This window comes from Aeromicrobium sp. HA (assembly GCF_027171405.1).
Taxonomy (GTDB): Bacteria; Actinomycetota; Actinomycetes; order Propionibacteriales; family Nocardioidaceae; genus Aeromicrobium; species Aeromicrobium tamlense.
The window spans coordinates 1222003-1247874 of the sequence record NZ_CP114372.1 but is presented as its reverse complement, the minus strand read 5'-3'; the positions used below and the strand labels follow the sequence as shown (position 1 = coordinate 1247874).

The 25872-nt window shown below is 71.4% G+C and carries 25 protein-coding genes; 7 read left to right on the top strand and 18 right to left on the bottom strand.

Annotation, left to right across the window (positions count from 1 at the left end; all coding sequences use genetic code 11):
- Positions 1 to 68: 68 nt before the first annotated feature.
- Genes O3S82_RS06115 through argG form a run of 5 tightly spaced genes read right to left on the bottom strand, consistent with a single transcriptional unit; the run spans position 69 to position 5892 of the window.
- Complete coding sequence (locus tag O3S82_RS06115; protein WP_442864704.1) at positions 69 to 1283, bottom strand: acetylornithine transaminase; 1215 nt, start codon at positions 1281 to 1283, stop codon at positions 69 to 71.
- A complete protein-coding gene (gene argB, locus O3S82_RS06110) occupies positions 1280 to 2242 on the bottom strand; it encodes an acetylglutamate kinase (RefSeq protein WP_179425288.1) in 963 nt (320 codons plus the stop codon). The genes O3S82_RS06115 and argB overlap by 4 nt, the downstream gene beginning before the upstream one ends.
- A 10-nt stretch (positions 2243 to 2252) precedes the next feature.
- Positions 2253 to 3419: a bifunctional glutamate N-acetyltransferase/amino-acid acetyltransferase ArgJ gene (gene argJ / locus O3S82_RS06105; protein ID WP_269306346.1), complete on the bottom strand. Its 1167-nt coding sequence runs from the start codon at positions 3417 to 3419 to the stop codon at positions 2253 to 2255.
- A complete protein-coding gene (gene argC, locus O3S82_RS06100) occupies positions 3416 to 4456 on the bottom strand; it encodes an N-acetyl-gamma-glutamyl-phosphate reductase (protein WP_269306344.1) in 1041 nt (346 codons plus the stop codon). The genes argJ and argC overlap by 4 nt, the downstream gene beginning before the upstream one ends.
- Positions 4457 to 4461: 5 nt before the next feature.
- Positions 4462 to 5892, bottom strand: coding sequence for an argininosuccinate synthase (gene argG / locus O3S82_RS06095; protein WP_179425294.1), 1431 nt, complete (start codon positions 5890 to 5892; stop codon positions 4462 to 4464).
- Between the two features lie 71 nt (positions 5893 to 5963).
- Here argG and O3S82_RS06090 point away from each other — a divergent pair, with 71 nt between their 5' ends.
- Together O3S82_RS06090 and O3S82_RS06085 are read left to right on the top strand one after the other, a co-directional pair.
- Positions 5964 to 7745 (top strand): DUF2207 domain-containing protein, encoded by a 1782-nt coding sequence (locus O3S82_RS06090; RefSeq protein WP_269306342.1) that lies wholly within the window; start codon positions 5964 to 5966, stop codon positions 7743 to 7745.
- 64 nt (positions 7746 to 7809) lie between these two features.
- A complete protein-coding gene (locus O3S82_RS06085) occupies positions 7810 to 8367 on the top strand; it encodes a LemA family protein (RefSeq protein WP_269306340.1) in 558 nt (185 codons plus the stop codon).
- 84 nt (positions 8368 to 8451) lie between these two features.
- On the opposite strand, the gene O3S82_RS06080 is transcribed toward O3S82_RS06085, so the two are convergent.
- From O3S82_RS06080 to O3S82_RS06070, 3 genes are read right to left on the bottom strand one after another with little or no spacing between them, the layout of a single operon-like run.
- A complete protein-coding gene (locus tag O3S82_RS06080; protein ID WP_269306338.1) occupies positions 8452 to 9546 on the bottom strand; it encodes a branched-chain amino acid aminotransferase in 1095 nt (364 codons plus the stop codon).
- A 41-nt stretch (positions 9547 to 9587) separates the two neighbouring features.
- Entirely contained in the window at positions 9588 to 10646 is a 1059-nt protein-coding gene (locus tag O3S82_RS06075; protein WP_269306335.1) for a 3-isopropylmalate dehydrogenase, read from the bottom strand.
- A 59-nt stretch (positions 10647 to 10705) separates the two neighbouring features.
- Complete coding sequence (locus O3S82_RS06070) at positions 10706 to 10927, bottom strand: hypothetical protein (protein WP_179425302.1); 222 nt, start codon at positions 10925 to 10927, stop codon at positions 10706 to 10708.
- A gap of 202 nt (positions 10928 to 11129) precedes the next feature.
- On the opposite strand from O3S82_RS06070, the gene O3S82_RS06065 reads away from it, so the two are divergent.
- Positions 11130 to 11693: an O-methyltransferase gene (locus O3S82_RS06065; RefSeq protein WP_179425304.1), complete on the top strand. Its 564-nt coding sequence runs from the start codon at positions 11130 to 11132 to the stop codon at positions 11691 to 11693.
- 81 nt (positions 11694 to 11774) lie between these two features.
- Positions 11775 to 12209 (top strand): aromatic ring-opening dioxygenase LigA, encoded by a 435-nt coding sequence (locus O3S82_RS06060; protein ID WP_269306332.1) that lies wholly within the window; start codon positions 11775 to 11777, stop codon positions 12207 to 12209.
- 7 nt (positions 12210 to 12216) lie between these two features.
- Here the strand turns inward: O3S82_RS06060 and yczE are convergent, their stop codons facing one another.
- Positions 12217 to 12819, bottom strand: a complete 603-nt coding sequence (yczE, locus tag O3S82_RS06055) for a membrane protein YczE (RefSeq protein WP_269306330.1) — start codon at positions 12817 to 12819, stop codon at positions 12217 to 12219.
- Positions 12816 to 12947 (bottom strand): hypothetical protein, encoded by a 132-nt coding sequence (locus O3S82_RS06050; protein ID WP_269306328.1) that lies wholly within the window; start codon positions 12945 to 12947, stop codon positions 12816 to 12818. The genes yczE and O3S82_RS06050 overlap by 4 nt, the downstream gene beginning before the upstream one ends.
- A gap of 60 nt (positions 12948 to 13007) precedes the next feature.
- Between O3S82_RS06050 and yczR the strand changes: the two genes are divergently transcribed.
- From yczR to O3S82_RS06035, 3 genes are all read left to right on the top strand, one after another.
- Positions 13008 to 14453, top strand: a complete 1446-nt coding sequence (yczR, locus tag O3S82_RS06045) for a MocR-like transcription factor YczR (RefSeq protein ID WP_269306326.1) — start codon at positions 13008 to 13010, stop codon at positions 14451 to 14453.
- Positions 14454 to 14547: 94 nt separating this feature from the next.
- Entirely contained in the window at positions 14548 to 16035 is a 1488-nt protein-coding gene (locus tag O3S82_RS06040; protein ID WP_269306324.1) for an APC family permease, read from the top strand.
- On the top strand, positions 16032 to 16937 hold the full coding sequence (locus O3S82_RS06035) for a universal stress protein (RefSeq protein WP_269306323.1): 906 nt from the start codon (positions 16032 to 16034) through the stop codon (positions 16935 to 16937). Before O3S82_RS06040 ends, O3S82_RS06035 begins: the two co-directional genes overlap by 4 nt.
- A 70-nt stretch (positions 16938 to 17007) precedes the next feature.
- On the opposite strand, the gene ilvC is transcribed toward O3S82_RS06035, so the two are convergent.
- The 8 genes from ilvC to O3S82_RS05995 form a co-directional block, all read right to left on the bottom strand.
- Positions 17008 to 18033: a ketol-acid reductoisomerase gene (ilvC, locus tag O3S82_RS06030; RefSeq protein WP_179425315.1), complete on the bottom strand. Its 1026-nt coding sequence runs from the start codon at positions 18031 to 18033 to the stop codon at positions 17008 to 17010.
- Between the two features lie 73 nt (positions 18034 to 18106).
- Positions 18107 to 18637: an acetolactate synthase small subunit gene (ilvN, locus tag O3S82_RS06025; RefSeq protein WP_179425324.1), complete on the bottom strand. Its 531-nt coding sequence runs from the start codon at positions 18635 to 18637 to the stop codon at positions 18107 to 18109.
- Positions 18637 to 20412 carry an acetolactate synthase large subunit gene (locus O3S82_RS06020; protein WP_233456579.1) on the bottom strand — a complete coding sequence of 592 codons (1776 nt, stop codon included), beginning with the start codon at positions 20410 to 20412 and terminating at the stop codon, positions 18637 to 18639. The genes ilvN and O3S82_RS06020 overlap by 1 nt, the downstream gene beginning before the upstream one ends.
- A gap of 256 nt (positions 20413 to 20668) precedes the next feature.
- Complete coding sequence (locus O3S82_RS06015; protein WP_269306319.1) at positions 20669 to 21205, bottom strand: GNAT family N-acetyltransferase; 537 nt, start codon at positions 21203 to 21205, stop codon at positions 20669 to 20671.
- A gap of 5 nt (positions 21206 to 21210) precedes the next feature.
- Positions 21211 to 22638 (bottom strand): SDR family NAD(P)-dependent oxidoreductase, encoded by a 1428-nt coding sequence (locus tag O3S82_RS06010; protein WP_269306317.1) that lies wholly within the window; start codon positions 22636 to 22638, stop codon positions 21211 to 21213.
- A 148-nt stretch (positions 22639 to 22786) separates the two neighbouring features.
- Positions 22787 to 24481: a dihydroxy-acid dehydratase gene (gene ilvD, locus O3S82_RS06005; RefSeq protein WP_179425330.1), complete on the bottom strand. Its 1695-nt coding sequence runs from the start codon at positions 24479 to 24481 to the stop codon at positions 22787 to 22789.
- 41 nt (positions 24482 to 24522) lie between these two features.
- On the bottom strand, positions 24523 to 25206 hold the full coding sequence (locus tag O3S82_RS06000) for a hypothetical protein (protein ID WP_269306315.1): 684 nt from the start codon (positions 25204 to 25206) through the stop codon (positions 24523 to 24525).
- Complete coding sequence (locus O3S82_RS05995; protein WP_179425334.1) at positions 25206 to 25799, bottom strand: SatD family protein; 594 nt, start codon at positions 25797 to 25799, stop codon at positions 25206 to 25208. The genes O3S82_RS06000 and O3S82_RS05995 overlap by 1 nt, the downstream gene beginning before the upstream one ends.
- Between the last annotated feature and the right edge of the window lie 73 nt (positions 25800 to 25872).

Genomic DNA, 25872 nt, shown 5'->3' with positions numbered 1-25872 from the left:
CTCCGTGGAAAGTGCAGGGTACGTCGGCGGCACCATGCCCGTGCCGATGCTCGCTCGCTGGCGCTCGCTCATGAGAGCACCTCGTCGAGGATCGCGCCGAGGGTGGACACGGCGTGGGCGGCCTCGTCCTCGGTCAGCACGAGCGGCGGCGCGAGGCGCAGCCGGTCGGGCGTGGGGGCGTTCACGATGAGCCCGGCGTCGAGCGCGGCCTTCTGCACGTCGGCCGCGCGCGGCTCGCTGAGCACGACGCCCCGCAGCAGGCCTCGACCCGTGACGCCCTCGACCCGCGCGTGGCGGGTGAGGCCGTCGGCGAGCTGGTCGCCGCGCGCCTGCGTGGCCGCGAGCAGGCCCTGCGACTCGATCGTGGAGATGACGGCCAGGCCGGCGGCGGCCGCGACCGGGTTGCCGCCGAACGTGGTGCCGTGGTTGCCCGGGCCGAGCAGCGTGGCGGCCTCCCCGAGCGCGACGCACGCACCGATCGGGATGCCGCCGCCGAGGCCCTTGGCGAAGGTCACCAGGTCGGGCGTGACCCCCGACGGCGTGTGCCCGAACCAGTCGCCGGTGCGGCCGATGCCGGTCTGGACCTCGTCGAGCCACAGCAGCGCGCCGTGCTCGGACGTGATCCGGCGGGCGGCCGCGAGGTAGTCCTCCGGCGGCACGATGACGCCGGCCTCCCCCTGGATGGGCTCGAGGATCACGGCGGCCACGGTCTCGTCGACGGCCGCGGCCAGTGCCTCGGCGTCGCCGAACGGCACCCAGCGGACGTCGCCCGGCAGCGGCTCGAACGGCTCGCGGTAGGCCGCCTTCGAGGTCAGCGCGAGCGCGCCCATCGAGCGGCCGTGGAACGAGCCCTCGGCAGCGACGACCGTGGTGCGGCCCGTGCGGCGGGTGGCCTTGAGCGCGGCCTCGTTGGCCTCGGTGCCCGAGTTCGCGAAGAAGACGCGGCCGTCGGAGCCGAGCAGCTCGAGCAGCTTCTCGGCGAGCTCGATCTGGGGCGCCGACGCGAAGAAGTTGCTGATGTGGCCGAGCGTCTGCAGCTGCTGCGTGACGGCCTCGAGGATCGCGGGGTGCCCGTGGCCGAGCACGTTGACGGCGATGCCGCCGAGCAGGTCGAGGTAGCGGTTGCCGTCGGCGTCCCACACGTGGGAGCCCTCGCCGCGCACGAGCACGCGCTGCGGGTCGCCGAACGTGTTCATCACCGCGCCGCGGTAGCGCTCGGTCCACTCGGCGCCGCCGAGCCGGGGCTCGCGGCCGTGGATCACGACTCCTTCAGGAAGACTCACGACTTCTCCTTCGCACTGGTCGTGTACATCGCGGTGCGGATCTTGGTCCGTGCGCCGGCGAGCACCTGGGTGCCGACGCCCTCGTCGGTGAAGATCTCCAGCAGCACGGCGTGCTCCTCGCGACCGTCGACGACGGTGGCGCGCTTGACGCCGCCACGGACGGCGTTGAGGCACGCGGTCATCTTGGGGATCATGCCGCTGGCCAGCTCGGGCAGGATCGCCTCGAGCGACTCGGGGCTGATCTCGCCGATGACGTCACTGCTGTTCGGCCAGTCGGCGTAGAGGCCCTCGACGTCGGTGAGGACCAGCAGCTTCTCGGCCCCGAGCGCCACGGCGAGGGCCGAGGCGGCCGTGTCGGCGTTGACGTTGAGCACCTGGCCGTCGGCGTCGGGCGCGACGGTGGAGACCACCGGGATGCGACCGGCGTCGATGAGGTCGATGACGGCCTCGGGACGCACCCCGACGACCTCGCCCACGAGGCCCACGTCGACCGGCTCGCCGTCGACGACCGGCTGGGTGCGCTGGGCACGGAACAGGCCGCCGTCCTCACCGGACAGACCGACGGCGAGGTCGCCGTGCTGGTTGAGCAGGCCGACCAGCTCGGGGCCGACCTGGCCCTTGAGCACCATCCGGACGACCTCGACGGCCTCGGGTGTGGTGACCCGCAGGCCGCCGCGGAACTCCGACTCGATCTGGAGGCGGTCGAGCATGGCGCTGATCTGCGGCCCGCCGCCGTGCACGACCACCGGCTTGAAGCCGGCCAGCCGCAGGAAGACGATGTCCTCCGCGAACGCGCGCTTGAGGCGCTCGTCGGTCATGGCGTTGCCGCCGTACTTCACCACGACGATCTTGCCGTGGTAGGCCTTCAGCCACGGCAGGGCGTGCGCCAGCGTGGCCGCCTTCGTGGTGGCGGCCGCCCAGTCCTCGGGCGCCCACTGCTTCATCTCGTTGTCACTCATCGGTGCTTCCTCAGGTCGAGTAGGCGGAGTTCTCGTGGACGTAGGCGTGCGTCAGGTCGTTGGTCCAGATCGTGGCGCTGTGGTCGCCTGCCTTGAGGTCGATCGTGACCGTGACCGAGCGCGGCTCGAGGTCGACCAGGTCGATCGACTCCCCCACGCCGGAGTTGCGGCACACCCACACGTCGTTGACCGCGACGTCGAGGTCGAGCGGGTCGAACTCCGCGGTCGTGGTGCCGGCCGAGGCCAGGATGCGGCCCCAGTTGGGGTCCTTGCCGTAGATCGCCGTCTTGAACAGGTTGCTGCGCGCGACGGACCGGCCGACCTCGAGCGCGTCCTGCTCGCTCGCGGCGTTGACCGTGGTGATCGCGATCTCGTGGTCGGCGCCCTCGGCGTCGGCCAGCAGCTGCAGCGCGAGGTCGCGGCACACGGTGGTGAGCGCCTCGGTGAACGCGGCGACCTCCGGCGCGACGCCCGAGGCACCGGACGCCATCAGCAGCACGGTGTCGTTGGTGGACTGGCAGCCGTCGGAGTCGAGCCGGTCGAACGTCTGGGCCGTGGCGGTCCGCAGGGCGGTGTCGAGCGTGGCCGCGTCGAGGTCGGCGTCGGTCGTGACGACGACGAGCATCGTGGCCAGCGCCGGGGCGAGCATGCCCGCGCCCTTCGCCATGCCGCCGATGACCCAGCCGTCGCCCTGCGCGACGGACTGCTTCATGACGGTGTCGGTGGTCATGATCGCCGTCGCTGCGTCGGCGCCGCCCTCGGGCGAGAGCGCGACGACGGCCGCGTCGACCCCGGCCAGCACCTTGGGCTCGTCGAGCAGGCGCCCGATGAGGCCCGTCGAGCAGACCTGGACGTCGATCGCACCGATGCCGAGGTGCTCGGCGACGCGCTCGGCCGTGCGGTGCGTGGCCGCGAATCCCTCGGGTCCCGTGTAGCAGTTGGCGCCGCCGGAGTTGAGCACGATCGAGCGGGCGCTGCCGCCCTTGATCGCCTGCTCGCTCCAGATCACCGGGTGCGCCTTGCAGCGGTTCGAGGTGAACACGGCGGCCGCGGCCGACGACGGACCGTCGTTGACGACGAGCGCGATGTCGGGCTTGCCCGAGTCCTTGAGGCCGGCGGTGACGCCCGCGGCCCGGAAGCCCTGCGCAGCGGTCACGCCCGTGCTGTTCTCGTTCATGGCGCCACTCCGATCGTGGTGAGTCCGGTGGTCTCGGGCAGACCCAGCGCGAGGTTCATCGACTGGACGGCCGCGCCGGCCGTGCCCTTGACGAGGTTGTCGATGGCCGTGACCGTGACGAGGCGACCCGCGCGCTCGTCGACCGCGACCTGGATCTGGGCCGTGTTGGCGCCCAGCGTGGCGGCCGTGGTGGGCCACTGGTCCTCGGGCAGCAGGTGCAGGAACGGCTCGTCGCCGTACGCGTCCTCGTAGGCGGCGCGCACCTGCGCCTCGTCGATGCCCTCGGCCAGCCGCGCGGTGGCGGTGGCCAGGATGCCCCGCGCCATCGGCACCAGCGTGGGCGTGAAGGAGATCGTCACCTCGGGCGCACCGGCCTTCGTGAGGTTCTGCGCGATCTCGGGGATGTGGCGGTGGCTGCCGCCGACCGCGTACGGCAGCGCGGCGCCCAGGCCCTCGGACGCCAGCAGGTGCGTCTTGAGCGACTTGCCCGCGCCGGAGTACCCGTTCGCCAGCACGGCGACGAGGTCGGTGGTCTCGACCAGACCCGCGGCGACCGCCGGCTGCAGGCCCAGCGTCACGGCGGTGACGTTGCAGCCCGGCACGGCGACGCGCCGCGCGCCGGCCAGCGCCGCGCGCTGACGCGAGGAGCCCGTGATGAGCTCGGGCATGCCGTACGGCCAGGTGCCCGCGTGCTCGCCGCCGTAGTAGTCGGCCCAGTCCTGCGAGCTCTCGAGCCGGTGGTCGGCCCCGCAGTCGATCACGAGGACGTCATCGGGTAACTGCGCGGCGACGGCGCCCGACGCGCCGTGCGGCAGCGCCAGGAACACGACGTCGTGGCCGGCGAGGGTCTCGGGGGTGGTCTCGGCGACGATCCGGTCGGCCAGCGGGAGCAGGTGGGGCTGGTGCTGGCCGAACCGCGAGCCCGCGGTGGACGCCGCGGTCAGCGCGCCCACCTCGACCTCGGGGTGCGACAGCAGCAGCCGCAGCACTTCTCCGCCGGCGTACCCGGTGGCACCGGTGACGGCGACCTTGATCATGGCGATCAGTCCGTCCCGAACTCCATGGCGGCGGCCTCGAGAGCCACCTCCTCGTCACCCTCGACCGAGGGGTTCGCCTCGATCCGCATGGCTCCACCGGCAGGCAGATCGCCGAACAGCGTGCCGTTCTCGACCAGGACCTGGCCCTGGTCGAGCGGCTGCGAGGCGTACATCTCGAGCTTGGCGCGCGAGTCGGCGATGTCGAGATTGCGCATCGTGAGCTGGCCGATCCGGTCGGTGGGTCCGAAGACGGCGTTCTCGGTGCGCTCCATCGAGAGCTTCTCGGGGTGGTAGGAGAAGTGCGAGCCCTGGGTGTCGAGGATCGAGTAGTCCTCGCCCCGCCGCAGCCGCAGCGTGACCGAGCCGTGCACGAGCGACGCGATCCAGCGCTGGATCGACTCGCGCAGCATCATCGCCTGCGGGTCGAGCCACCGGCCCTCGTACATCAGCCGGCCGAGGCGGCGGCCGTGCGCGTGGTAGTTCGCGATGGTGTCCTCGTTGTGCACCGCGTTGACCAGCCGCTCGTAGGCGATCCACAGCAGCGCCATGCCCGGCGCCTCGTAGATGCCCCGGCTCTTGGCCTCGATGATGCGGTTCTCGATCTGGTCGGACATGCCCAGTCCGTGCCGGCCGCCGATCACGTTGGCCTCGTGGACGAGCGCGACCGGGTCGTCGAACCGGGTGCCGTTGATGGCGACGGGGCGACCCTCCTCGAACGAGATCGTGACGTCCTCGGCGTCGATGTCCACCGACGGGTCCCAGAACTTCACGCCCATGATCGGGTCGACGGTCTCCAGCGAGACGTCGAGGTGCTCCAGCGTCTTGGCCTCGTGCGTGGCGCCCCAGATGTTGGCGTCGGTCGAGTACGCCTTCTCCTGGCTGTCCCGGTACGGCAGGCCGTGCTCGACGAGCCACTGGCTCATCTCGGTGCGGCCGCCCAGCTCGTGGACGAAGTCGGCGTCGAGCCACGGCTTGTAGACGCGCAGCTCGGGGTTGGCCAGCAGGCCGTAGCGGTAGAACCGCTCGATGTCGTTGCCCTTGAAGGTCGAGCCGTCGCCCCAGATGTTGACGCCGTCCTCGTGCATCGCGCGCACGAGCAGCGTGCCGGTGACGGCGCGGCCCAGCGGGGTGGTGTTGAAGTAGGTGCGGCCCGCCGACTTGATGTGGAAGGCGCCGCACGCGAGGGCGGCCAGGCCCTCGTCGACGAGGGGGCGCTTGCAGTCGATGGCCCGGGCCAGCTCGGCGCCGTACTCCATCGCGCGTCCGGGGACGCCGGAGATGTCCGGCTCGTCGTACTGGCCGAGGTCGGCGGTGTACGTGCAGGGCACGGCGCCCTTGTCGCGCATCCAGGCGACGGCGACGGACGTGTCGAGTCCGCCGGAGAAGGCGATGCCGACGCGCTCGCCGACGGGAAGAGTGGTGAGGACCTTGGACATGGGGAACATTCTTGCACAGCACTGCAAGACTTTGCATTCGGGGTGGGGTCCGCTCCGCCTAGTATCCCGCCATGGCCCGTCTCGTGCTCCGGTTGGTCACCGCGGTGATCCTCGCCGGACTGCTGCTCGTCCCCGCGCTCGCGACGATGGGAGGCTCCTCCAGCACCGGTGTCGCCGATCCCGTGACGATCACGTCGTACCGCGCGACGTACGACGTCGACGCGGACGGCACCCTGCACGCGAGCGAGACCATCACCGCCGACTTCCCGTGGGGACGCCACGGCATCTTCCGCTACTGGGACCGCTCGGACCAGGGCGACCACACCGTCCGGTACCACCCGAAGGACGTGCGCATCCGCCTCGACGGCGAGCCCGTGCCCGTCAGCCGCTCCTGGGAGCAGGGCCGGCGCTTCCGCGTGGCCAAGATCGGCGACCCGAACACCTACCTGGCGGCCGGCACCCACACCTACACGATCGACTACCGGATCGACGGCGTGCTGGGTCCGAATCCCGAGAGCCTGGCCGACTCGAGCGCCAGCTGGACCGGCGGCGAGTCCGACCGCGCCGAGCTCGTCTGGCAGGTCGTGGCCGCGGGCTGGAGCATGCCGATCAGCGTGGCCGACCTGCGCGTCTCCCTGCCGCAGCCGACCGACCGCCTGGAGTGCTCGATCGGCGACGGGCGCCCGTGCACCGTCGAGGGCGAGGGCTCCCGCGAGCTGCGCATCACGGCCACCGACCTCGCGCCCCACACCGCCGTGGTGGTGCGCGCCGCGATGGACTCCCCCGCCCCCGACCGCGCGCACGTCCCCTGGTCGATCGGCTGGGATCGGATGCTGGGCTCGTCGCTGTCCGCCCTCGCCGTCGTCGTGCTGATCTCCGCGGTCGCCCTGCTCGTGGGCTACCTCCTGGAGCGCACCACGCGGGAGCGCGTGCCCGGCCTCCCCGTGCTGTTCGAACCGCCCGAAGGACTCGGTCCGGTGCAGACGGCCTACGTCACCGACGAGCGGGTGCCCCGCCACGCCCTGACCGCCACGCTGCTGCACCTGGCCGAGCAGCAGCACGTCGACCTGCGGCAGCACGGCAAGGATTGGACCGTCACGAGTCACGTCGATCCCGCCACGTGGGACCGGCTCGACCCGGTCGCCCGCGAGGTCGTCTCCGGGCTCGACCTGCGCGGCGAGGGCCGCACGTTCACGGCCGACGGCTCGATCGAGTCGGGAAAGCGCCTGTCCGCCGTCAAGACCGCACTGCCCGGCGTCGCCCGCGCCTGGGGCACCACGAGCCGCACCGTCGTCCCGGCCTCGCACGAGTGGCTGTGGCGGGTGCTGTTCGTGGTCGCGATCCTCGTGGTGCTCGGCGGCACGTTCGTCGGGATCACCGGGCTCTACCTGATGCCCTTCGCCGCCTTCGCGATCGGCTCGGTCGGCGTGCTGCTGCCCGGCGTCGGCCGGCGGCGCACCCGCGAGGGCCGAGAGCTGTGGTCGCGCGCCGGCGGCTTCGAGCGCTTCCTCAGCACCGACGGGGCCAAGGACCGCTTCGACTTCAGCGGGCGCGAGGACCTCTACACCGCCTACATCCCCTACGCCGTCGCGTTTGGCGTCGCCGACCTGTGGGCCCGCAAGTACGAGACCGCGACGGGCCTGCCCGCTCCCGTTCCGATCTGGTACGGCGGCACGACCGGCGGCGGCGTCGTCGGCGCCAGCGGCGCGGCCGCCTTCAGCAGCTTCGAGAGCGCCCTCTCGAGCTCGATCGGCGCCTACACCGCGAGCGTCTCCTCCTCGTCGAGCGGAGGCGGTGGAGGCGGCGGCTTCAGCGGTGGCGGGGGCGGCGGAGGCGGGGGCGGCTCGTGGTGATCCCCTCCGCCCCGCGGCCCGGCCGCACTAGAGTTTCGACCAGTTCCCGTTCCTGGAGGTTCCCGTGCTGATCTGGATCATCGTCGCGATCGTCGTCGCCCTCGTGCTGTTCGGCGTCGTCGCCTTCAACCGGCTGCGCACGGCCGACATCGCCGCCCAGGAGGCGCTCGGCGGGATCGACGTGCAGCTGACCCGTCGCGCCGACCTCATCCCGAACCTCGTGAACGCCGTGAAGGGCTACGCCGCCCACGAGCGCGGCGTCTTCGAGGAGGTCACCGCCGCCCGCGCCGGCGTCACCGAGGCCGCCCGCTCGGGCTCGGTCGAGCAGCGCGCCGCCGCCGAGGCCCGCCTCGAGCGCGCGCTCGTCGACGTGATGGCCGTCGCCGAGGCGTACCCCGACCTCAAGGCCTCGGCGAACTTCCAGCACCTGCAGACCGAGCTGAGCGACACCGAGGACAAGCTGTCGTTCGCGCGCCAGTACTACAACGACGCCGTGCGGGCGCTCAACCAGCTGGTGCGCACGATCCCGTGGATGTTCTTCACGGGCGTCTCCGGCGTGAAGGAGCGCACCTTCTACGACGCTCCCGCCGGCCAGGACGCTCCTCCCACCGTCCAGTTCTGACCCCGCAACGAGATGTGCTCCCCCTTCGACGTTTGAGCCGGGCTGAAAGGTCGAAAAGGGAGCACATCTCGTGCTCGGCCGAGGTCAGACCGCGCGGGTCATCCAGCCGTGGCGGTCCTCGGCGCGGCCGTACTGGATGTCGACCAGTGCCGAGCGGATGTCGGCCGTGACCTTGCCCGGCTCGCCCTCGGCGCTGACGACCTCGCCACCGTCCCACTTGAGCTTGCCCACCGGAGTGACCACCGCGGCGGTCCCGCAGGCGAAGACCTCGGTGATCGTGCCGTCGGCGACGCCGTCGCGCCAGTCGTCGATCGAGACCTTGCGCTCGATGACGTCGTGGCCCAGGTCCTTAGCGATGGCCAGGATCGAGTCGCGGGTGATGCCCTCGAGGATCGAACCACTGAGCTCGGGCGTGACGATCGAGCCGTCGGAGTGGACGAAGTACAGGTTCATGCCACCGAGCTCCTCGACCCAGCGGTGCTCCACCGAGTCCAGGAACGCGACCTGCGCGCAGCCGTGCGTCGCGGCCTCCTGCTGGGGCAGCAGGCTGGCGGCGTAGTTGCCGCCGCACTTCGCGGCGCCCGTGCCACCGGCGCCCGCCCGGCTGTACTCGCTGGAGAGCCAGATGTCGACCGGCTTGATGCCCTCGGAGAAGTAGGCGCCGGCGGGCGACGCGATCACCGAGTACGTGACGTGCTGGCTGGGCCGGACGCCCAGGAAGACCTCGGACGCGAACATGAAGGGGCGCAGGTAGAGGCTGCGCTCCTCGCCCGTGGGCACCCACGCGCGGTCGGTCTCGATCAGCGACCGCACCGAGCCGATGAACCACTCGACCGGCAGCTCGGGCAGCGCCAGGCGGTGCGCCGACCGCTGCATCCGGGCCGCGTTGGCCTCGGGACGGAACAGCCACACCGAGCCGTCGGCGTGGGCGTAGGCCTTGAGGCCCTCGAAGATCTCCTGGGCGTAGTGCAGCACCGCCGTGGCCGGGTCGAGCGACAGCGGGCCGTACGGCACGACGCGGGGGTCGTGCCAGTCGCGGTCCGGCGTCCACTCGGTCAGGAACATGTGGTCGGTGAAGTGGTTGCCGAACCCGGGATCGGCGAGGATCTCCGAGCGCTCGGCGTCGCTGCGTGCGTTCGCGTTGGTCTCGATCCGGGGGGTGAACGCAGGGGTGGTCATGGCGGACACGATAGTCCTTTCGGGAGTGGTGGGAGGGGTCGTCAGGCGACCGATACCTCCGCGGCCACGCGCGCCGCGATGGCCTCCCCCACCTCCTGCGTGGATCGCGGCTGCCCGTCGCGCGCGGCGATGTCGGCCTCGACGGCGGCGGTGATGCGCGCCGCCTCGGCGGCGTGGCCGAGGTGGTCGAGCAGCAGGCCGGCCGAGAGGATCGCGGCGGTCGGGTCGGCCTTGGACTGGCCGGCGATGTCGGGCGCCGAGCCGTGGACCGGCTCGAACATGCTCGGGGCGGTGCGGTCGGGGTTGACGTTGCCGCTCGCGGCCAGGCCGATGCCACCGGTGACGGCGGCGGCCAGGTCGGTGAGGATGTCGCCGAACAGGTTGTCCGTGACGATCACGTCGAAGCGCGCCGGGTCGGTCGCCAGGAAGATCGTGGCGGCGTCGACGTGCAGGTAGTCGACCGTGACGTCGGGGAACTCCGCCGCGACGGCGTCGACCGTGCGGCTCCACAGGTGGCCGGCGTGGACGAGCACGTTGTTCTTGTGCACGAGCGTCAGCTTGCGACGCGGGCGCGCCTGCGCACGGGCGAACGCGTCGCGGACCACACGCTCGACGCCGAAGGCCGTGTTGAGGCTGACCTCGGTGGCGACCTCGTGCGGCGTGCCGACGCGGATCGCGCCGCCATTGCCGACGTACGGTCCCTCGGTGCCCTCACGGACGACGACGAAGTCGATGTCGCCCGGGTCGGCCAGCGGCGTGGGGACGCCCGGGAACAGCTTCGAGGGACGCAGGTTCACGTAGTGGTCGAGCTCGAACCGCAGCCGCAGCAGCAGTCCGCGCTCCAGCACCCCGGACGGGACCGACGGGTCGCCGACCGCGCCGAGCAGGATCGCGTCGTGCCCACGGATCTCCTCGAGGACGCTGTCGGGCAGCGTCTCGCCGGTCGCGTGCCAGCGGCGCGCGCCCAGGTCGTAGGCCGTGCGGTCGAACGTGAGTCCGGACCCCTGCGCGACGACGTCGAGAACCTTCAGGGCCTGCTCGGTGACTTCCGGGCCGATGCCGTCGCCGGCGACGACCGCGAGGGAATAGGTGCTGGTCATGAGTCCATCCTAGAACCGTCGATCTCAGATGTTGAAACTCGGGTCTCGCTATCCGGTCGTCAGTTGTCTTCGGGCGTCTCGTCGAAATCGGCGTCGTCGCGCAGGTGCGCGGGTCCCCATTCCATGGCGATGATCGGGTCGAACATGAGTGCTCCTCTGAAGTGGCAGTGGTGGTCGGTGCGGGATCCGACGGGACCGACGACCCTGCGGGGCCACGTGCTGCGACGGGTGACGTCGGTCAGCGTTTCAGAGGAGGAGAACCAGGTCCTGGTCCAGAACATCTGCTGCAGAGTCGTCGAGCCAACGCCGAAACTCCGCGGCAGGTGTGGCCCTAGGAGGTCCTGCCGCGGCAAGCGATGAGTACGAGCTGCTTCCGCATGGCCGCGACTGTACACCAGGGTCCGGGCCGCCGTCTGCACCCCACGCAGATCTCAGCGGGTGAGCCCGGGCGCCTTCGTGCCCGCCACGTGGAACACTGGCCTCATGAGCGCTCCGGCTGAGGTCCCTGATCTGGTCGCCCGCGCCCTGGACCTGTCCCGGCGCCGCGGCTTCATCACCTCCACCCGCAGCGAGACGGGCCGACTGCTGGCGACCTTGGCCGCCTCGCGCCACGGCACCCTCGCCGAGCTCGGCACCGGCTGCGGCGTGGGCTCGGCCTGGCTGTCCAGCGGAGCCCCGAAGGGCGCCCACATCGTCACCGCCGAGCTCGATCCCGGCCTCGCCGAGGACGTGCAGGGCATCTTCCACGACGCCTCGAACGTCGAGGTCACGTGCGGCGACTGGACCGTGCTGGAGCAGTACGCGCCGTTCTCCCTGCTGTTCGTGGACGTGCGCGACGTCATGGCCAGCATCGACGTGATGGCCGACCTCCTCGAGCCCGGCGGCATCGCCGTGCTCGACGACTTCGTCCCCTCGGCGTTCTGGCCGCCGATCGTCGACGGCCAGGTCGACACGATCCGCGAGCAGTGGCTCACCGACGAGCGCTTCGCCGCCGTCGAGATGCTGATCGACCCCGACGCCAGCCTCATCATCGCCACGCGCCGCTGACGCGACCGGCACGGGCGAACCCCTCGCCGTCCTACTCTCGGCCCAACGGGTCATCGAGACCCCGACGGAGGAGGAGTCGTCATGTCCGAACCGACCTACGCCCACACCACCAGTCCGCGAGGCGTCCGCACCGTCGGACTGCTGTCGATCATCGCCGGCATCGTCCTCGTCGCAGCCGGGGCCGCCACGTGGTGGGTCGTCACCGACCAGCTGAAGGCCCAGAACATCACCGTCTCCGAGGACGCCGAGTGGTTCGGCGGCAAGCAGGTGAACGGCCCGCTCGACGCCTACTCGCAGGCGCAGGTGATCGACAAGCACGCCCTCGAGGCGACGGGTGGCAAGACCTACGCCGAGCTGGAGCAGGACGACCCACTGCGCGAGGTCGCGATGAACGCCTCGTTCCTGCGTGCCTCGCTGTTCACGTCGGTGGTCGCCTACGGCGTCGCGCTGTTCGCGGCCGGCATGGGTCTCATGTGGATCCTGATGGGCTGGTCGCTGCGTCGCCTCGCGCCCTGAGCGGACGTCAGGTCGTGGCCGGCTCGGCGGCCGCGACCCGGCGCACCTCGAACCACGGCAGGAAGAGCTGCACGATCGGGCCGATGGCCACGGCATAGAGCACCGTGCCGATGCCCACCGTGCCGCCCAGCAGGAAGCCCGTGGCGAGGACGGCCAGCTCGAGCATCGTGCGCACGCGCCGCACGCTCGCGCCGGTGCGTCGGACGATGCCGGTCCACAGGCCGTCGCGCGGGCCCGGGCCCAGGCCCGCTCCGACGTACATGGCGCCCGCCATGCCGTTGCCGACGACGCCGGCCACCAGCATCGCCGTGCCCCACACCGGACCCGAGGCCTCGGGCAGGACCGCCAGGGTGGCGTCGGCCGCCAGGCCGATCACCACGACGTTCGCGATCGTGCCGAAGCCCGGACGCTGGCGCAGCGGGATCCAGACCAGCAGCACGAGTGCCCCGACGAGGATGACGACCTGCCCGAACGTCAGCGGCAGGTGGTGGGTCAGACCCTCGTGGAAGACGTCCCACGGGTCGAGCCCCATGCCGGCCCGCACCAGCAGGGCCATGGTCGCGCCGTAGAGCCACAGCCCGACGAAGAGCTGCACGAGACGGCGCGTCATCGCCGCGCCTCGGGCCGGCGCAGGATCGGCGCGGTGGGCAGCCGACGCAGCCCGTCGCGTCGCACGACGCGCACGGTGGCCGCGATCCCCCACATCGCGAGGGCCATCAGGATCATCCACAGGAGCACCCTCTCACTCTGCGCCGAACTGGACTTGGATTCCATAGCCAATCCTGCCAAAGTGGCCTCATGGCCCGTGCCACCGCCCTCTCCGCCCGCCGTCTCGCGTCGATGCTCGGCGACGCCGACCCCGGAGCCGGCCCCGCCTACCGCCGGCTCGCCACCCAGATCCGCGGCGCGGTGATGGACGGGCGCATCCCGTCGGGGACGACCCTGCCGAGCGAGCGCTCGCTGGCCGAGGCCACCGGGCTGAGCCGCACCACCACCACGCGCGCCTACGAGGTGCTGCGCGAGAGTCGCCTGGTGCGCACACGGCAGGGCTCCGGAACCGTGGTCGAGCTGCCCGTCGGCCGCGCGGGCTCGACGAGCATGCTGGCGCGACCCTCGCGCCACGACGGCATCGCCCTCACCGCCGCGGCGTCGGAGGCGCCGGAGGGCTTCGCCGCCCTGATCCAGCGGGCGATGACCAGCCTGCCCGCGCTGCTGGCGACCGACGGCTACCTGCCGGACGGCCTGCCGATCCTGCGCGAGAGGCTCGCCGCCCGGTACACGAGCCACGGTCTGCCCACCGACCCGGAGCAGATCGTCGTCACGACCGGCGCCCAGAGCGCGCTGTCGCTGCTCGTCTCGGTGCTCGTGCGGCCCGGCGAGCGGGTCCTCGTGGAGGGCTGCGGCTACCCCCATGCGTTCGACCTGCTGGGGCGCGCCGGCGCGCGGCTGCTGCCGCTGCCCACCGGCGACGACCCGTGGCCCGTCGACGAGGTGGCCCGGCTCGCGCCCGCCGCCGGCCTCGCCCTGTTCGTGGCCGACTTCCACAACCCCACCGGCACCCTGATGCCCTCGGCGCAGCGCCGCGAGCTGGCGCGCATCCTGCCGGCGGCCGGCGTCACCACGATCATCGACGAGACCCTGCGCGACGTGAGCCTGGGCGACGCTCCCCTGCCCGAGCACTACGCCGCTCACGACTCGTCCGCGATCGTCGTGGGCTCGGCGGCGAAGTCGCTCTGGGGCGGGCTGCGCATCGGATGGATCCGCGCTCCCCGCACGTTGGTGCCCCGGCTCGTCCACGCCCGCATGACGCGAGACCTCGGCACGGCCGCGCTCGACCAGCTGGTCATGGCCACGGCGCTCGAGGACGGCGACCTCGACCTGACGGCGCGGCGAGCCGAGCTGCGGCACCGCCGCGACGTCCTCGTCCGGGCCGTCGGCACCCACCTGCCCGACTGGTCGCTGACGCGGCCCGAGGGCGGCCTGACCGCGTGGGCCACGCTGCCCGCTCCCCTGAGCTCGGCGCTCGTCGCGGTGGCCGAGGAGGAGGGCCTGACCCTCACGCCCGGGCCGCGGTTCTACGCGACCAGCGCCGCGGTCGGCGAGCGACGACTGCGACTTCCCTTCGCGCTGGCGCCCGACGAGCTGGAGGACGCGGTGGCGCGCCTCGCCCGGGCGTGGGCGCGCGTCACCGAGGGCCACGCGGGCGCCACCCGCGATCCGGACGCGGTCGACCTCATCGCCTGAGCGTCCGCTCCTGTTGCGGGCCGGTACCGATGCCCGCAGGCTTCTGTGCAGGCCATTTCGCCCCACCCGGGGCACGATCCGCAGGGGGCAGGGCATGGATCTGCTGAGGAAGAAGAGCGTCGACGACGTCATCCACCAGAACGACGAGACGCCGGAGAGCCAGGAGCACGGCAGCCTCAAGAAGAACCTGTCGGCGCTGGACCTGATCGGCTTCGGGATCGGCATCGTCATCGGCACGGGCATCTTCACGCTGACCGGCCTGCAGGCGAAGGAGAACGCCGGACCCGGCGTGACGATCTCCTTCCTCATCGCCGGAGCGGTCGCCCTGCTGGCGGCCCTCTGCTATGCCGAGCTCGCCTCGGCCGTGCCGACGGCCGGCAGCTCGTACACCTACAGCTACACGACGATCGGCGAGATCTTCGCCTGGATCATCGCGTGGGACCTCATCCTCGAGTTCGCGCTCGGCGCGGCGGTGGTGGCGCGCGGCTGGTCGGGCTACGTCGCCGGCGTCTTCGACCTTCCGGCCAAGTGGTTCGCCGAGGAGGGCTCCGTCGTCAACGTCGGCGCGATCTTCATCGTGTTCGTGCTGGGCTGGGTCGCGCTGCGCGGCATCCGCGAGTCGGCGTGGGTCACGAACGGACTCGTCGTCATCAAGGTGCTCGTGTGCGTGTTCGTCATCGCGGTCGGCGCCTTCTACGTCAACACCGGCAACCTCGTGCCGTTCATCCCCGAGTCGCAGCCCCCGTCGGGCGACGGCGGCTCCTCGAGCAGCCTGCACGCGCCGCTGTGGCAGTTCCTCTCCGGCGTCGAGCCGGCCACGTTCGGCCTCACCGGCATCTTCGTCGCCGCCGCCGTGGTGTTCTTCGCCTACTCCGGCTTCGAGGCCGTGGCGAACCTCGGCGAGGAGACCAAGAGGCCCGAGCGCGACATGCCGCTCGGCCTCCTCGGCACCCTCGGCATCTGCACCGCGCTCTACGTGGGCGTGTGCATCGTCCTGACCGGCATGGTCCACTACTCCGATCTGTCCGAGGGCGACGCCGTCGCCGACGTCTTCGACCAGGTCGGCCTGGAGTGGGCGGGCATCCTCATCGGCATCGCCGCCGTCGCCGGCCTGACGTCGGTGATCCTCGTCGACCTCGTCGCCATGCCGCGCATCGGCTTCGCACTGGCACGTGACGGCCTGCTGCCCGAGGCGTTCCGCCGCATCCACCCCACGTGGGGCACGCCCGTCCTGATGACCAGCCTCACCGTGGTGGCGGTGGCACTGCTCGCCGGTCTCGTCCCGATCTCGGTGCTGGCGGAGATGGTCAGCATCGGCACGCTGTTCGCCTTCGTCGTCGTGGCGATCGCCGTGATCGTGCTGCGCCGCACGCAGCCCGACATGAAGCGCCCCTTCCGCACGCCGTGGGTGCCGATCCTGCCGATCGCCACCGTCGCCTCGTGCGTGGGCCTCATGGCCAGCCTCAAGGTCGACACGTGGCTGCGGTTCCTGGTCTGGCTCGCGCTCGGCTTCGTCGTGTACTTCGCCTACGGGTACCGCCACTCGCGGCTCAACAAGTCCCCCGAGGGTGATCCCGCGTGAGCGTCGTCGTCGGGTTCGGCAGCGACACTCGCAGCCTCGCGGCGCTCGACCTCGCGGTCGAGTTCGCGCGCACCACGGGCGAGGAGCTGGTCGTCACGAGCGTGGTCCAGGACAGCTGGGACTCGCTGCGCGACTTCGCCGGCGTGGACGACGAGTGGCGCCGCTACGTCAAGGAGCAGACCGAGGAGGCGCTGGCCATCGCCCGGGCGCACCTGGGCGAGGAGGCCGACGTCGTCACCGTCTCGCGCACCGCCTCGTCGGTGCCGCAGGCGCTGCTGGACGAGAGCCGCGCCCGGAACGCCCGGCTCGTGGTGGCGGGCTCGGCGTCGCACGGCGCCCTGGGCCGCATCGCCTTCGGCAGCACGAACGGCCGGCTGGCGCACAGCTCGGCGATCCCGGTGGCGCTGGCGCCCCGCGGCTTCCACGCCCACGACGGCGGCATCGAGCGACTCGTCGTGGCGGTGGACCCGACCGCGTCGGACGCGGCACTGAACGGACCGATCGCCTCGCTCGCGCTCTGGCTCAAGGTGCCGGTCGAGATCGTGACGTTCGCCGTGCGCAGCGGCTCGCGCACCGCCTTCGCGGCCTTCGCCGACCAAGGCGTGCGCGAGGCGTGGGCGGCGCTCGTGCGCCAGCATCAGGACCAGCTGGCCGACGGCATCCGCGCGCTCGCGCCCGGCGTCGACGTCACCACGACCCAGGTCACCAGCGCCGAGCGCTGGTCGCTCGCGCTCGACTCGTTCGAGTGGAGCCCCGGAGACCTGCTCGCCGTCGGCTCCAGCCGTCACGGCCCCGTATCGCGCGTCTTCATGGGGTCCACCGCGACCAGGATCGTCAACCACAGCCCCGTGCCGGTGATCCTGCTCCCCCGCCCTCCGCGCGCCCGCGCGCCCCGCTCCTGACGCACGAACGCGGCGCCCCACACCGACACGTGGTCGGACGGGACGCCGCGCTCGGCGACGGAGGACGGACTCAGCGAGCCGCGCTGCCCTCGGTGTAGTCGTCGTCGGCCTGCTTCCACGAGAAGTGCGAGCGCAGGGCCTTGCCGGTGGCCTCGATAGGATGACCGGCCTCCTTCTCGCGCAGCTCGAGGAACTCCTTGCCTCCGTTGTCCTGGTCGGCGATGAAGCGCTCGGCGAACGCGCCGGACTGGATGTCGCCCAGGACCTGCTGCATGCGCTCCTTGACGCCCGAGTCGATGACGCGGGGGCCGGACACGTAGTCGCCGTACTCGGCGGTGTCGGAGATGCTCCAGCGCTGCTTGGCGATGCCGCCCTCCCACATGAGGTCGACGATCAGCTTGAGCTCGTGCAGCACCTCGAAGTAGGCGATCTCGGGCTGGTAGCCGGCCTCGGTCAGCACCTCGAAGCCCGCCTGGACCAGGTGCGACATGCCGCCGCACAGCACGGCCTGCTCGCCGAAGAGGTCGGTCTCGGTCTCCTCGGTGAAGGTGGTCTTGATGACGCCGGCGCGCGTGCCGCCGATGCCCTTCGCGTACGAGAGCGCGAGGTCCCAGGCCTGGCCCGAGGCGTCCTGCTCGACCGCGATGATGTCGGGGATGCCGCGGCCGGCGACGAACTCGCGACGCACGGTGTGGCCGGGGGCCTTCGGGGCGACCATGATGACGTCGACGCCCTCGGCCGGCTTGATGTAGCCGAAGCGGATGTTGAAGCCGTGGCCGAACACCAGCGTGTCGCCGGTGGTCAGGTTGGGCGCGATCGACTCGGTGTAGACGTGACGCTGCACCTGGTCGGGCGTGAGGATGACGATCACGTCGGACTCCTCGACCGCCTCGGCGACCGGGAGGACGCGCAGGCCCTCGGCCTCGGCCTTGGCCTTGCTCTTGCTGCCGTCGGCCAGGCCGATGCGGACGTCGACGCCCGAGTCGCGCAGGTTGAGCGCGTGGGCGTGGCCCTGGCTGCCGTAGCCGATCACGGCCACGTTCTTGCCCTGGATCAGGGACAGGTCGGCGTCGTCGTCGTAGAACAGTTCAGCCACGATTCTCGGTTCTCCTTGGTTGGGGGTCGAAGGCGCAGGTGCGTGCGCCGGCGCGATGTGGGGTGCGGGTGGGTCAGCCGGCGGCGGTGCCGGGCACGGTGCGCAGCGTGCGGTCGGTGATCGACCGCGAGCCGCGGCCGATCGCGACGCGTCCGGACTGCGCGATCTCGCGGATGCCGAAGGGCTCGAGCACGTTGAGCATGGCCGTGAGCTTGCCGGCGTCGCCGGTGGCCTCGATCGTGACCGAGTCCTGCGCGACGTCGACGACCTTGGCCCGGAACAGCTGGACGGTCTCGAGGACCTGGCCGCGGGTCTGCTGGTCGGTCTTGACCTTGATCAGCATGAGCTCACGCTCGACCGCGTTGCCCGAGTCGAGCTCGACGATCTTGAGCACGTTGACGAGCTTGTTGAGCTGCTTCGTGACCTGCTCGAGCGGGAGCTCCTCGACGTTCACGACGATGGTCATCCGCGAGATCTCGGGGATCTCGGTGGGACCGACCGCGAGCGAGTCGATGTTGAAGCCGCGGCGCATGAACAGGCTCGAGACGCGCGCGAGGACGCCGGGCGTGTTCTCGACCAGGACGCTCAGGGTGTGCTGGGGCATCAGAGGTCTTCCTCTTCCCATTCGGGGGCCAGATCGCGGGCGATCTTGATGTCGTCGTTGCTCGTGCCGGCGGCCACCATCGGCCAGACCATCGCGTCGCGCTCGACGACGAAGTCGATCACGACGGGCACGTCGTTGATGCTCATCGCCTTGGCGATGACCTCGTCGAGCTCGTCCTCGCTCTCGCAGCGCAGGCCCACGCAGCCGTAGGCCTCGGCGAGCTTGACGAAGTCGGGGATCCGGCGGGCGCCGATGGTCTCCGGGCCGGTGTTGAGGTCGGTGTTGGAGTAGCGGCCCTCGTAGAACAGGGTCTGCCACTGGCGCACCATGCCCAGCGAGGAGTTGTTGATGACCGCGACCTTGATCGGGATGCCCTCGAGGGCACAGGTGGCCAGCTCCTGGTTGGTCATCTGGAAGCAGCCGTCGCCGTCGATCGCCCACACGACGCGATCGGGGTCGCCCACCTTGGCACCCATCGCGGCGGGGACGCCGTAGCCCATCGTGCCGGCGCCGCCGGAGTTGAGCCACTGGCGCGGGCGCTCGTACTTCACGAAGTGCGCGGCCCACATCTGGTGCTGACCGACGCCCGAGGAGTAGATCGCCTCGGCACCGGCGGCGGCGTTGATCCGCTCGATCACGGTCTGCGGGGCGAGGCCGTCGTGCGGCTTCTCGTACGCGACCGGGAACTTCGCCTTCACGCCGAGGATGTACTGGCGCCACTGGTCGTAGTCGCCCGTCAGCCCGTCCTCGTCGGACTGCTTGCGCAGCGCGCGGATGAGGTCGGCGATGACCTCGCGGGCGTCGCCCACGATCGGGACGTCGGCCACGCGGTTCTTGCTGATCTCGGCCGGGTCGATGTCGGCGTGGATGACCTTCGCGCCGGGCGCGAACGTGTCGAGGTTGCCGGTGACGCGGTCGTCGAAGCGAGCGCCCAGCGTGATGAGCAGGTCGGCCTTCTGCAGGCCGGCGACGGCCGCGACCGTGCCGTGCATGCCGGGCATGCCCAGGTGCAGGTCGTGCGAGTCGGGGAACGCGCCGCGTGCCATCAGCGTGGTGACGACCGGGATCTGCGTCAGCTCGGCGAGCATCGCCAGCTCGGCCGACGCGTCGGCCTTGATGACGCCGCCGCCGACGTAGAGGATCGGCTTCTTCGCCTCGGCGATGAGGCGCGCCGCCTCGCGGACCTGCTTGTTGTGCGGGCGCGTGGTGGGGCGGTAGCCCGGCAGCGCGAGCTCGTGCGGCCACTCGTAGGTGGTCATCGCCTGGAGGGCGTCCTTGGCGACGTCGACCAGGACCGGGCCGGGACGACCGGTGGAGGCGATGTGGAAGGCCTCCGCGACGACGCGCGGGATCTCGGCGGGGTCGGTCACCAGGAAGCTGTGCTTCGTGATCGGCATCGTGATGCCGCGGATGTCGGCCTCCTGGAAGGCGTCGGAGCCGATGACGCTGCTGGCGACCTGGCCCGTGACGGCGACGATCGGCACGGAGTCGAGGTAGGCGTCGGCGATCGCGGTGACGAGGTTGGTGGCGCCCGGGCCGGAGGTGGCCATGCAGACGCCGACCTTGCCGGTGGCCATCGCGTAGCCCTGCGCGGCGTGGCCGGCGCCCTGCTCGTGACGGACCAGCACGTGGCGGATCGAGGAGTCGAAGAGCGGGTCGTAGGCCGGCAGGATCGCGCCGCCGGGGATCCCGAAGATGACCTCCACACCGGCCTGTTCCAGCGATCGGACGAGGCTCTGCGCCCCGGTCATCGGCTCCGGTGCCGTCTCGGTCATGGCCCCACTCTTCTCGTCTGCCGGCAGCCCCGTGGCGGCGGCCGGTGCTCGGTTCCCCATCGTATTCCCTGCTTCCTGTCGTCCATTCATCGCATGAAAAAACCCCCGGCCGTGAGGCGACGAGGGCGAGACGCGCGGCGAGGTGCCGTGCGTCAGTGGACTACGAGAAGCAGCGCGTGCATGACTCCAGTGTGCGCCGGGAGGCGCGAGTGGTCAAGTTGTGAGACAAGTCGTCCAGCATCCGGACAGCCGGGCGTCAGTGGAGGGTGCCGAGCGTGGCCTCGTCGAGCGTCCGGTCGGCGAGGACGAGACGGATGCCGTCCGGCACCTCGTGGTCGGGTCCGCGCCAGACGAGGCCCAGCCCTACGCGCTCGGCGGTGCGCCGCGAGGCTTCGTTGTGCTCGAGGAGGTAGGCGACGACGGGCTCCTCGGGAGCGAGCCGCGCGGCCGCGTCGACGCCCGCCCGGGCGACCTCGGTGGCGTAGCCGTGACCGTGGCGCTCGGCTGCGATCCGGTAGTAGAGGTTCCACGTGCCGCCGGGGCGGCGCCGCACTCCCCCGATGCCGACCAGCTCACCGCCGCGGCGCGCGATCCAGTAGCCGAGGCCGTCGCGCTCCCAGTCCGCCGTGTAGTCGGCGATCTGGTCGCGGGTCTGCTGGACGTCGGTGTGCACCCCCGAGGGCAGGTGCCGCCAGACCCGCGGGTCCGCGTTCAGCGCGTGCAGCTCGTCGAGGTCGCCCTCGGACACCGCCGCGAGCTCCAGCCGCTCCGTGCTCAGCCTGGTGAGGTCCATCCCGCTCACCAGGGGAAGGGCTCGAAGTCCTTGAGGAACACGCCGTGGAGGTCGACGCCGGCCTCGCCCTGGACGATCGGGTCGTAGACGCGCGCGGCTCCGTCGACGAGGTCGAGCGGCGCCTTGAAGCCCTCCTGCGCGAGGCGCTGCTTCGTCACGTGCGGACGCTCGTCGGTGATCCAGCCGGTGTCGACGGCGGTCATGAGGATGCCGTCGGACTCGAACATCTCGCGGGCGCTCGTGCGCGTGAGCATGTTGAGCGCTGCCTTGGCCATGTTGGTGTGCGGATGGCCGGGACCCTTGTAGCCGCGGGCGAACTGCCCCTCCATCGCCGAGACGTTGACGACGTACTTGCGGCGCGCGGCCGAGGCCGCCATGGCGGGACGCAGACGGCTGACGAGGATGAACGGCGCGACGCTGTTGCACAGCTGGACCTCGAGCAGCTCGAGCGCGTCGACCTGACCGACGTGCTGCACCCAGCTGTTCGTGTCGACGAGGTCGGGCAGGAGGCCGCCGGCGTCGATGCGCTCGAGGTCGGCCGAGCCGGCCTCGAGCGCGAGGGCGGTGAGCTCGTCGGCCGTGACGGCGTCGCCCGCGAGCGCGGGGTGCGAGCTGACCGAGCCGACGAGCGAGGCCGGGTGGGCGTCGCTGGTGTGGCCGAAGGTGACGAGCTCGGGGACGAACCCCTCGGGCAACGGCTGCAGCTCGGCGTCGGCGATGGCCTGGTAGGCGCCGGGCTGGCGCTTCACGGTCTGCGCGGCGTTGTTGATGAGGATGTCGAGCGGGCCGGCCGCGGCGACCTCGTCGGCCAGGCCGATCACCTGGGCGGGATCGCGCAGGTCGATGCCGACGATCTTGAGTCGGTCGAGCCACTCGCTGCTGTCGGGCTGGGCGCTGAAACGGCGCACGGCGTCGCGCGGGAAGCGCGTGGTGATCGTGAGGTGCGCGCCGTCGCGCAGCAGCCGCAGCGCGATGTACATGCCGATCTTGGCGCGGCCGCCGGTGAGCAGCGCGCGGCGGCCGGTGAGGTCGGTGCGGGCGTCGCGCTTGGCGTGGCTCAGCGCGGCGCAGTCGGGGCACAGCTGGTGGTAGAACGCGTCCACCACCGTGTACTTCTCCTTGCAGATGTAGCAGCCGCGCGGCACCTGCAGCACGCCCGCGGAGGCACCACGCGCGTTCGAGACCAGCGCGATGCCGGCGGTCTCGTCGTCGATGCGGCGGGGCGAGCCGGTGGCGGTGAGCGAGACGACCTCGCGGTCGGCGGCGTTCACGGCGTCGCGCTTGGCCTTGCGGCGCTGCTTCTTGACGTCCTTGTAGAACTTGCCGCAGGCGCGTCGCAGCGCGACGTAGGCCTCGTCCTCGTCACCGAGGTGCTGCGCCTCGCCCAGCACCTTGAGGGCGATCGCGAGCTCGTCGTCGGTGAAGTTCGGCACCGACTGATTCTACGGTGCCGTTCCGCGAGCCTGGCCGCTGAGTGGGCGGTGAGATGTCAACCGATCCCCCGGCCGAGCGGTGAGGCGTCAACCTTCTGAGGTCTGGATTCGGTTGACGACTCACCGCTCACCCAGCGGCGGGAGCCGATCAGCCCGTGACGGCGCCGTGCGCGGCGGAGCTGACGAGCTTGCGGTACTTGGCCAACACGCCGGAGGTGTACTTCGGCGGGTTGGGCTCCCAGCCCTCCTGGCGACGGGCCAGCTCGTCCTCGTCGATCTCGACGTCGAGGAGCTTGTTCGCGACGTCGAGGACGATCGGGTCGCCGTCGCGCACGAACGCGATCGGACCACCGTCGACGGCCTCGGGGGCGACATGGCCGACGCACAGGCCGGTGGTGCCGCCGGAGAAGCGGCCGTCGGTGAGCAGCAGGACGTCCTTGCCCAGGCCTGCGCCCTTGATGGCGCCGGTGATGGCGAGCATCTCGCGCATGCCGGGACCGCCCTTGGGGCCCTCGTAGCGGATGACGACGACGTCGCCGGCGACGACGGTGCCGTCCTCCAGCGCGTCCATCGCCGCACGCTCGCCGTCGAACACGCGGGCGGTGCCGCGGAAGACCGACTCGTCGAAGCCGGCGCTCTTGACGACCGCGCCCTCGGGGGCGAGCGAGCCGTGCAGGATCGTCAGGCCGCCGGTCTTGTGGATCGGCTGGTCGAGCGGACGGATGACGTCGCCGTCGAGTCCGAGGTCGATGTGCGCGAGGTTCTCGGCCATCGTCTTGCCGGTGACGGTCATGACGTCGCCGTGCATGAGGCCCGCGTCGAGCAGCGCCTTCATGATCACGGGGATGCCGCCGACCTTGTCGACGTCGTTCATGACGTATCGGCCGAACGGCTTGAGGTCGCCCAGGTGGGGCACCTTGTCGCCGACGCGGCTGAAGTCGTCGAGCGTGAGCGGCACGCCGGCCTCGCGCGCGATCGCGAGCAGGTGCAGCACGGCATTGGTGGAGCCGCCGAGCGCCATGACCACGGTGATGGCGTTCTCGAAGGCCTCGAGCGTCATGATGTCGCGGGCGGTGATGCCCTTGCGGAGCAGCTCGACGACGGCCTCGCCCGACTTCTTGGCGTAGTCGTCGCGGCGGCGGTCGGGGGCCGGCGGGGCGGCCGAGCCGGGCAGGCTCATGCCGAGCGCCTCGGCCGCGGAGGCCATCGTGTTGGCGGTGTACATGCCGCCGCAGGCGCCCTCGCCGGGGCAGATCGCGCGCTCGATGCGGTCGACCTCGTCGCGGGTGATGAGGCCCTTCATGCAGGCGCCGACGGCCTCGAAGGCGTCGATGATCGTGACGTCCTTGCCGTCGACGTTGCCCGGCAGGGTGGAGCCGGCGTAGAGGAAGACGCTCGACAGGTCGAGGCGCGCGGCGGCCATGAGCATGCCGGGCAGGCTCTTGTCGCAGCCGGCGAGCAGCACCGAGCCGTCGAGGCGCTCGGCCGACATGACGACCTCGACCGAGTCCGCGATGACCTCACGGCTGACGAGCGAGAAGTGCATGCCCTCGTGGCCCATGCTGATGCCGTCGGAGACGCTGATGGTGCCGAACTCGAGCGGGTAACCGCCACCGGCGTGGACGCCCTCCTTGACGGCCTTGGCCAGGCGGTCGAGCGAGAGGTTGCACGGGGTGATCTCGTTCCAGCTGGACGCGACGCCGATCTGGGGCTTCACCCAGTCGTCGTCGCCCATGCCCACCGCACGGAGCATGCCGCGGGCGGCGGTCTTCTCCAGACCGTCGGTGACGTCGCGGCTGCGCGGCTTGATGTCGATCTCGGGCGTGTCGGGGGTCTCGGCCATACCGGCATCGTACGACCGGCTTTCGCGAGGACGACGCCCGGTCAGAACAGCGGCACGAGCACGAGGGCGAGGAACCAGCTGACGAAGCTGCCGACCAGGACGTACTCGGCGCGCGAGCCGTCGCCCTCGTCCTTGGAGATCTCGGGGAATCGCAGGATGCCCTTGGCGGCCAGGATCGCGGCCACTCCTCCGTAGTTGCCGCCGACGGCGAAGCCGAACACGAGCACGCGCTCGAGGGGGCCGATGACGCGGCCGCCCTTGAGGCGTCGCTCCTCGGCGAGCAGGCCGCGGCCGACGTGGTCGAGCACCTCGCGCACGACCGCGTTGGCGGGTCCGATGATGGCAACGGCGGTGATGACGGCGAGGACGAGCTCGTCGAGGCTCACGCCGGCGAGCGCCGGGACGTCGAGGTCCTCGTACCAGCTGAGCATCGGTGGGCGGTCGCGCTCGATCACGGGCGAGGCGATGAGGGCCAGCAGCGCGCCGATCCCCGAGACGACCATGCCCGGGACCCGCCACGACGGAACCGTGCGGGCACTGGCCCACCAGAGGCCGACGACGGCCGGCAGCCAGCCGGCGCCCGGGCCGTAGCCGAGGCCGTACGCGGCGAGGATGACGATCGCGACCATCGCGATGACCTCGAGGACGACGATCCAGAGACGGTCGACGTGGCGGAGGTACTCGGCGAGGCAGATCGCCAGCAGGACGAGGGCGAGCAGGGCCATCAGCGCACCAGCTCCAGTCCGTCGAGCACGGCGTGGGCGCCGCTGCGGCGCAGGGACTGCGAGACCGCCGACGGCGAGATGCCCTCGGCCTCGGCGAGCTCGCGCTGCGTGCGACCCTGCAGGAGGCCGAGCGCGAGGCGTCGCTGGCGGCCGTCGAAGCCGCTGACGACGTGGTCGCGGACCATCAGGTAGGCGTTCACCGTTCCCCCTTCGTGCACCCAGCTGCGCAGGCCGGACTGGCGCCCTTCGCGCCGTTCCACCTGACCGATCGCGTCGCGCGCGTTCCACCAGGCGGGTCCGTCCTGGGTGAGACCGTACTCGGAGCGACCGACGACTTCGATCGTGCCGATGCCGATGCCGACGCGGGCGTCCATCTCCGGCGGGAGCGCGAGCCTCACGGCGAGCGCGGTGACCAGCGCGTCGCGCAGGCTCGCGTGCGTCGACTGGAACTCGTCGCCGATCGTGGGCGCCGGGGCCTGCAGCGATGGCACCAGCTGGGCCGCCGTCTCGAGCGCGGTGATCAGCGCCTCCTGCGCTCCCGATCGGGACGAGGCCGTGCGCGAGGCGACGAGGTCACCGATCAGCGCGACCACCTCTGAAGTCGACGGCTTCATTTCCATGAAATGAAGCATATGACTTTATTTCGAGAAAATGAAGGGTTTGGCT

What these genes read in the sequence shown, in the direction of transcription:
- ilvN (WP_179425324.1), bottom strand. Translation starts at nt 18,637, where the DNA reads ATGCCCCAGCACACCCTGAGCGTCCTGGTCGAGAACACGCCCGGCGTC.
- O3S82_RS06090 (WP_269306342.1), top strand. Translation starts at nt 5,964, where the DNA reads ATGGCCCGTCTCGTGCTCCGGTTGGTCACCGCGGTGATCCTCGCCGGA.
- O3S82_RS06065 (WP_179425304.1), top strand. Translation starts at nt 11,130, where the DNA reads ATGAGCGCTCCGGCTGAGGTCCCTGATCTGGTCGCCCGCGCCCTGGAC.
- O3S82_RS06080 (WP_269306338.1), bottom strand. Translation starts at nt 9,546, where the DNA reads ATGACCACCCCTGCGTTCACCCCCCGGATCGAGACCAACGCGAACGCA.
- yczE (WP_269306330.1), bottom strand. Translation starts at nt 12,819, where the DNA reads ATGACGCGCCGTCTCGTGCAGCTCTTCGTCGGGCTGTGGCTCTACGGC.
- ilvD (WP_179425330.1), bottom strand. Translation starts at nt 24,481, where the DNA reads ATGGCCGAGACCCCCGACACGCCCGAGATCGACATCAAGCCGCGCAGC.
- argC (WP_269306344.1), bottom strand. Translation starts at nt 4,456, where the DNA reads ATGATCAAGGTCGCCGTCACCGGTGCCACCGGGTACGCCGGCGGAGAA.
- argJ (WP_269306346.1), bottom strand. Translation starts at nt 3,419, where the DNA reads ATGAACGAGAACAGCACGGGCGTGACCGCTGCGCAGGGCTTCCGGGCC.
- yczR (WP_269306326.1), top strand. Translation starts at nt 13,008, where the DNA reads ATGGCCCGTGCCACCGCCCTCTCCGCCCGCCGTCTCGCGTCGATGCTC.
- O3S82_RS06070 (WP_179425302.1), bottom strand. Translation starts at nt 10,927, where the DNA reads ATGTTCTGGACCAGGACCTGGTTCTCCTCCTCTGAAACGCTGACCGAC.
- O3S82_RS06000 (WP_269306315.1), bottom strand. Translation starts at nt 25,206, where the DNA reads ATGGCCCTGCTCGCCCTCGTCCTGCTGGCGATCTGCCTCGCCGAGTAC.
- O3S82_RS06060 (WP_269306332.1), top strand. Translation starts at nt 11,775, where the DNA reads ATGTCCGAACCGACCTACGCCCACACCACCAGTCCGCGAGGCGTCCGC.
- argG (WP_179425294.1), bottom strand. Translation starts at nt 5,892, where the DNA reads ATGTCCAAGGTCCTCACCACTCTTCCCGTCGGCGAGCGCGTCGGCATC.
- O3S82_RS06020 (WP_233456579.1), bottom strand. Translation starts at nt 20,412, where the DNA reads ATGACCGAGACGGCACCGGAGCCGATGACCGGGGCGCAGAGCCTCGTC.
- O3S82_RS06075 (WP_269306335.1), bottom strand. Translation starts at nt 10,646, where the DNA reads ATGACCAGCACCTATTCCCTCGCGGTCGTCGCCGGCGACGGCATCGGC.
- O3S82_RS06015 (WP_269306319.1), bottom strand. Translation starts at nt 21,205, where the DNA reads ATGGACCTCACCAGGCTGAGCACGGAGCGGCTGGAGCTCGCGGCGGTG.
- argB (WP_179425288.1), bottom strand. Translation starts at nt 2,242, where the DNA reads ATGAGTGACAACGAGATGAAGCAGTGGGCGCCCGAGGACTGGGCGGCC.
- O3S82_RS06040 (WP_269306324.1), top strand. Translation starts at nt 14,548, where the DNA reads ATGGATCTGCTGAGGAAGAAGAGCGTCGACGACGTCATCCACCAGAAC.